This window comes from Pseudomonas sp. R32, from assembly GCF_009866705.1.
Classification (GTDB): Bacteria; Pseudomonadota; Gammaproteobacteria; order Pseudomonadales; family Pseudomonadaceae; genus Aquipseudomonas; species Aquipseudomonas donghuensis.
Genome location: NZ_CP019396.1, coordinates 2,061,415 through 2,073,514 on the forward strand (window position 1 = coordinate 2,061,415; position 12,100 = coordinate 2,073,514).

Annotated in this window: 13 protein-coding genes; 6 read left to right on the plus strand and 7 right to left on the minus strand. The window is 64.1% G+C overall.

Annotation, left to right across the window (positions count from 1 at the left end):
- Positions 1-9: 9 nt before the first annotated feature.
- Positions 10-690, minus strand: coding sequence for a leucyl/phenylalanyl-tRNA--protein transferase (gene aat / locus PspR32_RS09430; protein ID WP_010226746.1), 681 nt, complete (start codon positions 688-690; stop codon positions 10-12).
- 326 nt (positions 691-1,016) lie between these two features.
- Between aat and ftsK the strand changes: the two genes are divergently transcribed.
- The 6 genes from ftsK (at position 1,017) to cysG (ending at position 8,517) form a co-directional block, all read left to right on the plus strand.
- A complete protein-coding gene (ftsK, locus tag PspR32_RS09435) occupies positions 1,017-3,428 on the plus strand; it encodes a DNA translocase FtsK (RefSeq protein ID WP_026001533.1) in 2,412 nt (803 codons plus the stop codon).
- 63 nt (positions 3,429-3,491) lie between these two features.
- Positions 3,492-4,115 carry an outer membrane lipoprotein chaperone LolA gene (lolA, locus tag PspR32_RS09440; protein ID WP_010226741.1) on the plus strand — a complete coding sequence of 208 codons (624 nt, stop codon included), beginning with the start codon at positions 3,492-3,494 and terminating at the stop codon, positions 4,113-4,115.
- Positions 4,116-4,133: 18 nt separating this feature from the next.
- Positions 4,134-5,459 carry a replication-associated recombination protein A gene (locus PspR32_RS09445; protein WP_036994546.1) on the plus strand — a complete coding sequence of 442 codons (1,326 nt, stop codon included), beginning with the start codon at positions 4,134-4,136 and terminating at the stop codon, positions 5,457-5,459.
- Positions 5,456-5,830, plus strand: coding sequence for a fluoride efflux transporter CrcB (gene crcB, locus PspR32_RS09450; RefSeq protein ID WP_036994548.1), 375 nt, complete (start codon positions 5,456-5,458; stop codon positions 5,828-5,830). The genes PspR32_RS09445 and crcB overlap by 4 nt, the downstream gene beginning before the upstream one ends.
- Positions 5,831-5,847: 17 nt before the next feature.
- Positions 5,848-7,128, plus strand: coding sequence for a serine--tRNA ligase (gene serS / locus PspR32_RS09455; RefSeq protein WP_036994550.1), 1,281 nt, complete (start codon positions 5,848-5,850; stop codon positions 7,126-7,128).
- Positions 7,129-8,517, plus strand: a complete 1,389-nt coding sequence (gene cysG, locus PspR32_RS09460; RefSeq protein ID WP_159388347.1) for a siroheme synthase CysG — start codon at positions 7,129-7,131, stop codon at positions 8,515-8,517.
- Between the two features lie 69 nt (positions 8,518-8,586).
- Here the strand turns inward: cysG and PspR32_RS09465 are convergent, their stop codons facing one another.
- The 6 genes from PspR32_RS09465 to tusD form a co-directional block, all read right to left on the minus strand.
- Positions 8,587-9,555, minus strand: a complete 969-nt coding sequence (locus PspR32_RS09465; RefSeq protein WP_159388348.1) for a glutathione S-transferase family protein — start codon at positions 9,553-9,555, stop codon at positions 8,587-8,589.
- A 101-nt stretch (positions 9,556-9,656) separates the two neighbouring features.
- Positions 9,657-10,649: a glycosyl transferase family protein gene (locus PspR32_RS09470; RefSeq protein ID WP_159388349.1), complete on the minus strand. Its 993-nt coding sequence runs from the start codon at positions 10,647-10,649 to the stop codon at positions 9,657-9,659.
- Positions 10,646-10,981, minus strand: coding sequence for a TusE/DsrC/DsvC family sulfur relay protein (locus PspR32_RS09475; RefSeq protein WP_159388350.1), 336 nt, complete (start codon positions 10,979-10,981; stop codon positions 10,646-10,648). Before PspR32_RS09475 ends, PspR32_RS09470 begins: the two co-directional genes overlap by 4 nt.
- The gene (gene tusB, locus PspR32_RS09480; RefSeq protein WP_010226722.1) at positions 10,978-11,277 is read right to left on the minus strand and encodes a sulfurtransferase complex subunit TusB; all 300 of its coding nucleotides are present in this window, start codon (positions 11,275-11,277) and stop codon (positions 10,978-10,980) included. The genes PspR32_RS09475 and tusB overlap by 4 nt, the downstream gene beginning before the upstream one ends.
- On the minus strand, positions 11,277-11,636 hold the full coding sequence (gene tusC / locus PspR32_RS09485; protein ID WP_010226721.1) for a sulfurtransferase complex subunit TusC: 360 nt from the start codon (positions 11,634-11,636) through the stop codon (positions 11,277-11,279). The genes tusB and tusC overlap by 1 nt, the downstream gene beginning before the upstream one ends.
- A 1-nt stretch (position 11,637) precedes the next feature.
- Entirely contained in the window at positions 11,638-12,030 is a 393-nt protein-coding gene (tusD, locus tag PspR32_RS09490; RefSeq protein ID WP_159388351.1) for a sulfurtransferase complex subunit TusD, read from the minus strand.
- Between the last annotated feature and the right edge of the window lie 70 nt (positions 12,031-12,100).

The window sequence follows — 12,100 nt, forward strand, 5'->3', positions numbered from 1 at the left end:
AAAACTCGCCTAGCAAACCCAGCTGGCGCGGTTTGGCTGGTCGAGATAACGCTGCAGGTAGTCGGCAAAGGTGGCCCTGGCGATGGCGCGGGCGCCGAGGCTGTGCAGGTGGTCGGTAGGCATCTGACAATCAATCAGGACGAATCCTGCCTGTTGCAGGTGCTCGACCAGGGCGACAAAACCGACTTTGGAGGCGTTGTCGGCGCGACTGAACATCGATTCGCCGAAAAACAGCCGGCCCATGGCCAGGCCGTAGAGGCCGCCCACCAGCTCGCCGCCCTGGCGAACCTCGACCGAATGGGCAAAGCCCTGCTGGTGCAGCTTCAGGTAGGCCGCCTGCATGCTGTCGGTGATCCAGGTGCCGTCGGCATAGTCGCGGGGCGCGGCGCAGGCGTTGATGACGGCGGCAAAGTCCTGGTCGAAGCTGACCTGGTAGTGGCCCTGGCGGATGAACTTGCGCAGTGAGCGTGACACGTGCAGTTCGTCGGGGAACAGCACGGTGCGTGGGTCAGGCGACCACCAGAGGATCGGTTGGCCGTCCTGGTACCAGGGGAAGCAGCCGTGGCGATAGGCCTGCACCAGGCGTTCGGCACTCAGGTCGCCGCCGGCGGCGAGCAGGCCGTTGGGGTCGCGCAGGGCTTTGTCCAGCGGCGGAAAGGTCAGGGTGTCGCGGCTCAACCAGGTCAGCATCGTGGTCCAGTGATGGAAGAGGGGAGGGCACCCAGCATGGCCTGAAAAAGCCTCGCGGGACAAGCCTGCTCCTGCAGCTGTGGTGCCTGCAGGCAACTTGCATGACCCTTTGTTGTCACACTTGGACAAAAACACCGCATAAGCCTTTGTCACAAAAGAAAATGCATGCTCAAATTGCTGTATAGGAAATTGGCCCCCGTTTACGCTTCATTCTGGCGTGCCGCCATGGCGGTAGGCGGGCAGTAATGTTAAAAGTAGTGGTTTGTTGACTGTTCAGTTGGGTCAATCACTGTTGGACGCGCAATGAGCGCAGGAATAGACGCGTTTTGAAGAAATCCACCGCAACACCCAGTCCCTTGCCCGTGCCGCTCTGGCGCCAGCAGCTGCACTATCGGCTCAAGGAAGGTGCGCTGATCGCCGTGGGCGCGCTGTGCCTGTACCTGTGGATGGCCTTGCTGACCTACGACCAGGCCGATCCGGGCTTCAGCCACACCAGCAACGTCGAGCAGGTGCAGAATGCCGCCGGTCGTGCCGGTGCCTATTTCGCCGATATCCTGTTCATGGTCCTGGGCTATTTCGCCTACATCTTCCCGTTGCTGCTGGCGATCAAGACCTGGCAGATCTTCCGCGAACGCCACCAACCCTGGCAGTGGAGCGGCTGGCTGTTTTCCTGGCGCCTGATCGGCCTGGTGTTCCTGGTGCTTTCGGGCGCGGCGCTGGCGCATATTCATTTCCATTCCGCCGCCAGCTTGCCGGCATCGGCCGGTGGCGCCCTGGGCGAAAGCCTCGGCGACCTGGCCAAGAACGCCCTGAACGTGCAGGGCAGCACCCTGATGTTCATTGCCCTGTTCCTGTTCGGCCTGACGGTGTTCACCGACCTGTCGTGGTTCAAGGTCATGGATGTCACCGGCAAGATCACCCTCGACCTGTTCGAGTTGTTCCAGGGCGCCGCCAACCGCTGGTGGGAGGCGCGCAACGAGCGCAAGCGCCTGGTGGCGCAGCTGCGCGAGGTCGATGACCAGGTCCACGAGGTAGTCGCCCCGGTAGCGCCAGATCGCCGTGAGCAGGCCAAGGCCAAGGAGCGCATCATCGAGCGCGACCAGGCCTTGAGCAAACACGTCGCTGAGCGCGTGCAGCAGCCGGCGCCGGTGATCATGCCGGCCCCGGCCAAGGCGCCGGAGCCGAGCAAGCGCGTGCAGAAGGAAAAACAGGCGCCGCTGTTCGTCGACAGCGCCATCGAAGGCACCTTGCCGCCGATCTCGATCCTCGATCCTGCCGAGAAGAAGCAGGTCAACTACTCGCCAGAGTCCCTGGCCGGCGTTGGCCATCTGCTGGAAATCAAGCTCAAGGAATTCGGCGTCGAAGTCTCGGTGGACTCGATCCACCCGGGCCCGGTGATTACCCGTTACGAAATCCAGCCGGCCGCTGGCGTCAAGGTCAGCCGCATCGCCAACCTGGCCAAGGACCTGGCCCGCTCCCTGGCCGTGACCAGCGTGCGTGTGGTTGAAGTGATCCCCGGCAAGACCACCGTCGGTATCGAGATCCCCAACGAAGACCGGCAGATCGTGCGTTTCTCCGAGGTGCTGTCGTCGCCGCAATACGACGAAGCCAAATCGCCGGTGACCATGGCCCTGGGGCACGACATCGGCGGCAAGCCGGTGATCACCGACCTTGCGAAGATGCCGCACTTGCTGGTGGCCGGTACCACCGGTTCCGGTAAGTCGGTGGGCGTTAACGCCATGATCCTGTCGATCCTGTTCAAGTCGGGCCCGGAAGACGCCAAGCTGATCATGATCGACCCGAAAATGCTCGAGCTGTCGATCTACGAAGGCATTCCGCACCTGCTCTGCCCGGTGGTCACCGACATGAAGGACGCCGCCAATGCCCTGCGCTGGAGCGTGGCCGAGATGGAGCGGCGCTACAAGCTGATGGCGGCCATGGGCGTGCGTAACCTGGCCGGCTTCAACCGCAAGGTCAAGGACGCCGAAGAGGCCGGCGAGCCGATCTACGACCCGATGTTCAAGCGCGAAAGCATGGACGACGTGCCGCCGCTGCTGAAAACCCTGCCGACCATCGTGGTGATCGTCGACGAGTTCGCCGACATGATGATGATTGTCGGCAAGAAGGTCGAAGAACTGATTGCCCGTATCGCCCAGAAGGCCCGTGCTGCCGGTATCCACCTGATTCTCGCCACCCAGCGGCCGTCGGTGGATGTGATTACCGGCCTGATCAAGGCCAACATCCCGACGCGGATGGCCTTCCAGGTCTCGAGCAAGATCGACTCGCGGACCATCATCGACCAGGGCGGCGCCGAACAGCTGCTCGGCCACGGTGACATGCTCTACATGCCGCCAGGCACCAGCCTGCCGATCCGTGTGCACGGCGCCTTCGTTTCCGATGACGAGGTCCATCGCGTGGTCGAGGCCTGGAAGCTGCGCGGCGCCCCGGACTACAACGACGACATCCTCAGCGGCGTTGAAGAGGCCGGCAGCGGCTTTGACGGCGGCGGTGGTGGCGGTGACGGCGATGACGCCGAGACCGATGCGCTCTACGATGAAGCCGTGCAGTTCGTGCTGGAAAGCCGCCGTGCGTCCATCTCCGCCGTACAGCGCAAGCTGAAGATCGGCTACAACCGCGCCGCGCGGATGATCGAGGCGATGGAAATGGCCGGTGTGGTCACCGCCATGAACACCAACGGTTCGCGCGAAGTGATTGCCCCCGGGCCGTCCCGCGACTGATGATCCAACCCGCTGGCGGCCAGTGACGGCCGCCGGCCCCTTCATACTGCAACGAGGATTTCCATGCGCCTGATTCGCATGCTGTTGGTTTCCGCTATGGCCCTGTCCAGCGCTTCGGCAATTGCCGCCGAGGCCGATGCCGCGCGCCTGACCCAGTTGCTGGACAAATCCAGGACCATCAGCGCCAATTTCTCCCAGCTGACCCTCGATGGCACCGGCACCCAGTTGCAGGAAACCACAGGGCAGATGGCCGTGCAGCGTCCGGGCCTGTTCTACTGGCACACCGACGCACCAGCCGAGCAAGTGGTGGTGTCGGACGGCAAGAACGTCACCCTGTGGGACCCGGACCTGGAACAGGCTACCATCAAGAAACTCGACCAGCGCCTGACCGAAACCCCGGCACTGTTGCTGTCTGGTGACGTATCGAAGATCAGCCAGAGCTTCGACATCACCTCCAAGGAGCAGGGCGAGGTCATGGATTTCGTGCTCAAGCCGAAAACCAAGGACACCCTGTTCGACTCCCTGCGCCTGTCGTTCCGTCGCGGCCTGGTCAATGACATGCAACTGATCGACAGCGTCGGCCAGCGCACCAACATCCTGTTCACCGCGGTCAAGGCCAACGAGGCGATCCCGGCGAGCAAGTTCAAGTTCGATATCCCCAAAGGTGCGGATGTCATCTCCGAGTAAGAGGTAGTAGCGCCGCCCATGGACCTGTTTCGTAGCGACCCCGTAGCCCAGCCCCTGGCCGCGCGCCTGCGCCCGGCCAACCTGGACGAGTACGTTGGCCAGGAGCACCTGCTGGCCCGCGGCAAACCGCTGCGCGAGGCACTGGAAGCGGGCGCGCTGCACTCGATGATCTTCTGGGGCCCGCCCGGGGTCGGCAAGACCACCCTGGCGCGGCTGCTGGCGCAGTTCTGCGATGCTCACTTCGAGACCGTCTCGGCGGTCCTGGCCGGGGTCAAGGAGATCCGCCACGCGGTGGACATCGCCAAGCAGCAGGCCGGGCAGTACGGGCGGCGGACGATTCTGTTCGTCGACGAGGTACACCGCTTCAACAAGTCCCAGCAGGACGCCTTTTTGCCGTACGTGGAAGACGGCACGCTGATTTTCATCGGCGCCACCACCGAGAACCCTTCGTTCGAGCTCAACAACGCGCTGCTGTCGCGGGCGCGGGTCTATGTGCTGAAAAGCCTCGACGAAGCCGCGCTGCGCAAGCTGGTCAATCGCGCCCTGAGCGAAGAGCGCGGCCTGGGCAAGCGCCAGTTGCGCGTCGGCGACGAAGCCTTCCAGATGCTTATGGCCGCCGCCGATGGCGATGGCCGGCGCATGCTCAACTTTCTTGAGAACGCCTCGGACCTGGCGGAGGACGGTGGCGAAATCGGCGTCGAGTTGCTGCAGAGCCTGCTCGGCGACAGCCGCCGGCGGTTCGACAAGGGCGGCGAAGCCTTCTACGACCAGATATCGGCACTGCACAAATCGGTGCGCGGCTCCAACCCCGATGGCGCCTTGTACTGGTTTGCACGCATGCTCGATGGCGGTTGCGACCCGTTGTACATCGCCCGGCGCGTGGTGCGCATGGCCAGCGAAGACATCGGCAACGCCGACCCCCGCGCCCTGAGCCTGTGCCTGGCGGCCTGGGATGTGCAGGAGCGCCTGGGCAGCCCCGAAGGCGAGCTGGCGGTGGCCCAGGCCATTACTTACCTGGCCTGTGCACCGAAGAGCAACGCGGTGTACATGGGCTTCAAGGCTGCCCTGCGCGAGGCCGGCGAGCACGGTTCGCTGGAAGTACCGCTGCACCTGCGCAACGCACCGACCAAGCTGATGAAGCAACTGGGCTACGGTGACGAATACCGCTACGCCCACGACGAGCCGGATGCCTATGCTGCTGGTGAAGACTACTTCCCCGACAACCTTGCGCCGCGCCACTACTACCAACCGGTGCCGCGTGGCCTGGAGCTGAAGATCGGCGAGAAGCTCAAGCACCTGGCCGAACTCGACCGCAACAGCCCGCGGCAGCGGAGAAAACCATGATTGCCGTGATCGCCGCAGTCAGCGCCGGGGGTATTGTTGGCACCTTGATGCGCTTTGCCACCGCCAATTGGGTCAACGCGCACTGGCCACGCCACTTCTATCTCGGTACGCTGGCGGTCAATCTGATTGGCTGCCTGCTGATCGGCTTGCTCTACGGGCTGTTTCTGCATCGCCCGCTGGTGCCGGTCGAGCTGCGCGCGGGCCTGATCGTCGGGTTTCTCGGCGGTCTTACGACTTTTTCATCCTTTTCACTGGATACCGTGCGCCTGCTTGAAAGCGGGCAGGCGCCGCTGGCCTTCGGTTATGCCGGGATCAGCGTATTTGGCGGGCTGCTCGCAACCTGGGCCGGCCTGTCTTTGACCAAATTCTGAACCAACGAGAGAACGATATGCTCGATTCCAAACTGTTACGCGGCCAACTTCAGGAAGTGGCGGACCGCCTGGCCTCCCGTGGCTTCAGCCTGGATGTCGCGCGCATCGAGGCACTGGAAGAACGCCGCAAAGTGGTGCAGACCCGTACCGAACAACTGCAGGCCGAGCGTAACGCCCGTTCCAAATCCATCGGCCAGGCCAAGGCCAAGGGCGAAGACATCGCCCCGCTGATGGCTGACGTCGAGCGTATGGCGGGCGAGCTTGCCAGTGGCAAGGTCGAGCTGGACGGCATCCAGGCCGAACTGGATGGCATCCTCCTGGGCATTCCCAACCTGCCGGACGAAAGCGTGCCGGTCGGCGCCGATGAAGAGCACAACGTCGAAGTCCGTCGTTGGGGCACCCCGCGCGCCTTCGACTTCGAGATCAAGGACCACGTGGCCCTCGGCGAGCTGAGCGGCGGCCTGGATTTTGAAACCGCCGCCAAGCTGTCGGGCGCCCGTTTCGCCCTGCTGCGCGGCCCGATCGCGCGCCTGCACCGCGCCCTGGCGCAGTTCATGATCAACCTGCACACCAGCGAGCACGGCTACGAAGAAGCCTACACCCCGTACCTGGTCCAGGCCCCGGCGCTGCAAGGCACCGGCCAACTGCCCAAGTTCGAGGAAGACCTGTTCAAGATCAGCCGCGACGGCGAAGCCGACTTCTACCTGATCCCGACCGCCGAAGTGTCGCTGACCAACATCGTTGCCGGCGAGATCCTCGATGCCAAGCAACTGCCGGTCAAGTTCGTTGCCCACACCCCGTGCTTCCGTAGCGAAGCCGGTGCTTCGGGCCGCGATACCCGCGGCATGATCCGCCAGCACCAGTTCGACAAGGTCGAGATGGTCCAGATCGTCGAGCCGGGCAAGTCCATGGAAGCTCTGGAAGGCCTGACCGCCAACGCCGAGCGCGTCCTGCAAGCCCTGGAGCTGCCGTACCGGGTGCTGGCGCTGTGCACCGGCGACATGGGCTTCAGCGCGGTCAAGACCTACGACCTGGAAGTCTGGGTGCCGAGCCAGGACAAGTACCGCGAAATCTCCTCGTGCTCCAACTGTGGCGACTTCCAGGCCCGCCGCATGCAGGCGCGCTGGCGCAACCCGGAAACCGGCAAGCCGGAGCTGGTACACACCCTCAACGGTTCGGGCCTGGCCGTCGGTCGCACTCTGGTGGCGGTGCTGGAGAACTACCAGCAGGCCGACGGTTCGATCCGCGTGCCGGAAGTGCTCAAGCCGTACATGGGTGGCCTGGAGGTCATCGGTTAAATGGAATTCCTGCCGCTGTTCCACAAACTGCGCGGCAGCCGTGTGCTGATCGTCGGCGGAGGCGAAATTGCCCTGCGCAAATCGCGTCTGCTGGCTGATGCCGGGGCTGTGCTGCGGGTGGTGGCGCCCGAGATCGAAGCGCAACTGGCCGAGCTTGCCCGGCACAGCGGTGGTGAAATCCTCAGCCGTGGTTACCAGTCAGGCGACCTCGACGGCTGCCAGCTGATCATTGCCGCCACCGACGACCAGGCGCTCAACGCTCAGGTCTCGGCGGATGCCCACCAGCGCTGCGTGCCGGTCAATGTGGTCGACGCGCCGGCGTTGTGTTCGGTGATCTTCCCGGCCATCGTCGACCGCTCGCCATTGGTGGTTGCGGTGTCCAGCGGCGGCGATGCGCCGGTGCTGGCGCGGTTGATCCGGGCCAAGCTGGAAACCTGGATTCCCGCCGCCTATGGCGAACTGGCCGGCCTTGGCGCGCGCTTTCGGCACAAGGTCAAGGCGCTGTACCCGGACGTCAATCAGCGTCGTGGCTTCTGGGAAGATGTCTTCCAGGGCCCGATCGCCGAGCGGCAACTGGCCGGGCAGGGCGCTGAAGCCGAGCGTCTGCTGCAAGCCAAGATCGACGGTGCCACCTACCAGGCGCCGGGCGAGGTGTATCTGGTCGGCGCCGGCCCCGGTGACCCGGACCTGCTGACCTTCCGCGCCTTGCGCCTGATGCAGCAGGCCGATGTGGTGCTCTATGATCGCCTGGTTGCCCCGGCGATCATCGAACTGTGCCGCCGTGACGCCGAGCGTATCTACGTCGGCAAGCGCCGCGCCGACCACGCCGTGCCGCAAGCGCAGATCAACCAGCAATTGGTCGACCTGGCGCGCCAAGGCAAGCGTGTGTTGCGGCTCAAAGGTGGCGATCCGTTCATCTTTGGCCGTGGCGGCGAAGAGATCGAAGAGCTGGCGGCCCAGGGCATTCCGTTCCAGGTGGTGCCGGGGATTACCGCGGCCAGTGGCTGCTCGGCCTATGCCGGCATCCCGCTGACCCACCGCGACTATGCCCAGTCGGTGCGTTTCGTCACCGGTCACCTCAAGGACGGTACCAGCGACCTGCCCTGGCATGACCTGGTGGCGCCGGCACAGACTCTGGTGTTCTACATGGGCCTGGTTGGCTTGCCGACCATCTGTGCTGAGTTGATTCGTCACGGCCGTGCAGCCGACACCCCGGCGGCACTGGTTCAGCAGGGCACCACGCCAAACCAGCGGGTGTTCACCGGCACCTTGGCCGACTTGCCCAAGCTGGTGGCCGAGCATGAAGTGCATGCGCCGACCCTGGTGATCGTTGGCGAAGTAGTACAGCTGCACGAGAAGCTGGCCTGGTTCGAAGGCGCCCAGCCTTGAAATCATCGCGGGTCAAGCCCGCTCCCACAGGTTTTGTGGGAGCGGGCTTGCCCCGCGATGAATCCACCCCTATTCCCCAGCCTTGCGCCAAATCCCTCGCCCCACCAGCCGCTCCCGGTCATGCCCCAGCTCAAAATCCTGCAACGGCCCCTTGGGCACGATCCCGTTCGGGTTAATGGTCTTGTGGCTCATGTAGTAGTGCTTCTGGATATGCTCGAAATTCACCGTCTCGGCGATCCCCGGCCACTGATACAGCTCCCGTAGCCAGTTCGACAGGTTCGGGTAGTCGGCAATGCGCCGCAGGTTGCACTTGAAGTGCCCGTGGTACACCGCATCAAAGCGAATCAGCGTGGTAAACAGCCGCCAGTCGGCCTCGGTCAAGTACTCTCCGGCCAGGTAGCGCTGGGTGGCGAGCAACCGCTCCAGATGATCCAGTTCGGCAAACACTTCATCGAAGGCCTGCTCATAGGCCGCCTGTGAAGTGGCAAAGCCTGCGCGGTACACGCCATTGTTCACCGCGGGATAAATCCGTTCGTTAAGCGCCTCAATCTGCCCGCGCAGCGCTTCGGGGTACAGGTCCAGGCGATTGCCAGTCAGCTCGTCGAACGCCGAGTTGAAGATGCGAATGATCTCGGCCGACTCGTTGTTGACGATGCGCTGCTCTTGTTTGTCCCACAACACCGGCACTGTGACCCGGCCGCTGTAGTGCGGGTCGTCGCGGGTATAGCGCTGATGCAGCAAGTCCAGGTGCTCGAGTGTGTCGCCGGTCGAGCCTTTGCTCTGGTCGAAGGTCCAGCCATGTTCGCCCATCAGCCAGCTGACCACCGACACATCGATCAGGCCCTCAAGGCCCTTGAGCTTGCGAAAGATCAGGGTGCGATGGGCCCAGGGGCAGGCCAGCGATACATACAGGTGGTAGCGCCCGGCTTGCGCGGCGGGCAGGGCGTTGCGCCGCTGTGCGCTTTCGCGCTGAAAGGTGCCGTCCTTGCTGCTTTCATACCACTGGTCGTGCCAGCGTCCGTCGATCAACAGGCCCATGCTGAGCTCCTTGGCGATTCGTTCTGATATAGAACCCAGTGTACGGACCTGGGTTCGAACGAATAGCGCAAAGTCCGGGCCTGTTTGATCGATCTATTCGATCAGTGGCGCTGGTCCCAATAGCGCTGGGCCTGGGCGAAGGCCTCTTCACGGCCTTGGCCGAGGCCGCGCAAGGCCAGGGCCATGGTCGCCACCACGGCCAGTTCGCCATAGCTGTTCTGTTCATCGCCGCGCCATACGGCCAATAGTTGCTCGGGCTCAAGGCTTGCCGGTTTGACATGGCGCTGGGCGGCCAGGGCCGGCCATTCTTCATCCCAGTCGAGGCCATTGGCGGTGCCATACAGGTGGCTGCTGGTGTCCGGGTTGATCTCGATCTCGCCGCCATCGCCCTTGACCACGATCGTCGTATCGCCGAGCAGCCGGCTGGCTTCGCGGTGCACTGCCTGGTAGCCAGGGTGGAAGATGCTCTGCAGGCCGCAGCGGGCATTCAGCGGGTTGAGCACCCGGGCCAGGGAATGAATTGGCGAACGCAGGCCCAGGGTGTTGCGCAGGTCGATCATCCGTTGCAGGCGCGGTGCCCAGTCCTGCAGCGGGATAAAGGCCAGCTGGTGAGTGTCGAGCGCCTCCGACACCGCATGCCAGTCCCGGCACAGCGGAATCTGCAGCAGTTCCAGCACCTGTTCGGTGTACAGCCGCCCGGCCGTGTGGGTGCCGCCGCCGTGCAGGAGGATGCGCACGCCATTGGCGGCCAGGCACTTGGCGGCCAGCAGGTACCAGGGCAGGTGGCGCTTTTTGCCGGCGTAGCTTGGCCAGTCCAGGTCGACCTGGATGGCGGGTGTTTGCAGGCGCTGACGCAGGGCCTCGGTGAAGCCGGCCAGCTCGTCGGGGCTTTCTTCCTTGTGCCGCAGCAGCATCAGGAAGGCGCCGAGCTGGGTTTCCTCGACCTTGCCATCGAGCAGCATGCCCATGGCCTCACGGGCTTCCTCGCGGCTCAGGCCACGGGCACCGCGCTTGCCTTTGCCAAGGATGCGCACGAATTGGGCAAACGGGTGTTCGGCCGGGGTTTCGGTGATCAGCGGGGTGTGCTCGGTCATATGCAATTGGTCGGCTTCGGCAGGCCCGCAAGTTTCGCGGCGAGTTTGGCAGGGGTGCCCTTGAACAGGCGGTTCAGGTGCAGGCTGTTGCCTTTGTCCGCGCCCAGCTTGAGCGCGGTGTACTTGATCAGCGGACGGGTGGCCGGCGACAGCTCGAACTCCTGGTAGAAGTCACGCAGCAGCGCCAGCACTTCCCAGTGTTCCGCGGTCAGCTCCAGGTCTTCATGGGCGGCGAGGGCGGCGGCCACCTCTTCGGACCAGTCGCTCAGTTCGACCAGGTAGCCGTCTTTATCCAGGGCGATGCTGCGCTCGCCGACAGTCAGGGTACTCATAGCCAGCTGTTGACCTTGTCATAGTGCAGCGACAACGCGACGAAGGCCGGGTAGTCGACGGCCTTGCCCAGGTCGCTGATGGCAATGGCGCGGGCCTGCAGGTCTTCGTCCAGGGCGAACAGGCGTCCGTCCAGTTGGCTGGCCTGCAGCGTGCGCAGCGGCTCGCTGCCCGGTTGCAGGGCATACACTGCATCGCCGCACAGCAGCAGGCCATCGGCGCTGCCCAGCAGGCGCAGGCAACTGCTCAGGCGGTTGTCGCCAAACGGCGAGTGGCAAATCACGTGCAAGGTGCTCATCAGAGGGTCACCACCTGGTCGAAACGGTCGATCAACGCCGCCAGCGCAGCGTCATCCAGCACCTGCACCGGCAGGCTCAAGGTGTCGGCGGCAAGGCCACGCTCCTGCAGGCTGCTGCTGGCGGCGAACAGTTCCTCGACACCGAACATCGGCAATGCCTGCAGGTTGGCCGCGAGGTTCTTCTGCTGCAACTGGACCGGTTGCTGGCCGGGAGCGAGCTGGAACACGCCATCATCGAGAAACAGCATGCCCAGCGGCAGATCGAAGGCACCGCCGGCCAGGGCGATATCCAGCGCTTCGCGGGCGGATGGCCCGGCCCATGGCGCCTGGCGGCTGATAATCAGCAAGGACTTGGCCATATCAATCGCCTCCAAAGCACATCAGCCGATCGGCGCCTTGCGCCGCTTCATGCAACTGGCCAAGCCCGGACAGCTCCCAGGGTGGCGGCAGGTTGGCTGCCGGGCGCTGGTAGCGCTGGGCTTCCTCGGTATTTAGTACACCGCGGCGCAGGGCGGCGGCGATGCACACCACGGCATCGAGCTGCTGCGCGCTGACAAACGCGCGCCACTCGGCGGGCAGGTCCAGTTCATCCTGGGGCGCCACGACATTGCCCGAGGCGCTGTGCACACCGTCCTGATAGAAAAACAGCCGGACAATCTCATGCCCGCCGGCGAGCGCCGCCTGGGCAAAACGCAGGGCGCGGCGCGAGGAGGGCGCATGGGCCGGAGAAAAAACCGCAATGGCGAACTTCATGGAAGGCTCTTTCAGCAAATCTGCGGGAATGATAAAGCAAAAAGCCCGCAGCAACATGCCGCGGGCTCTT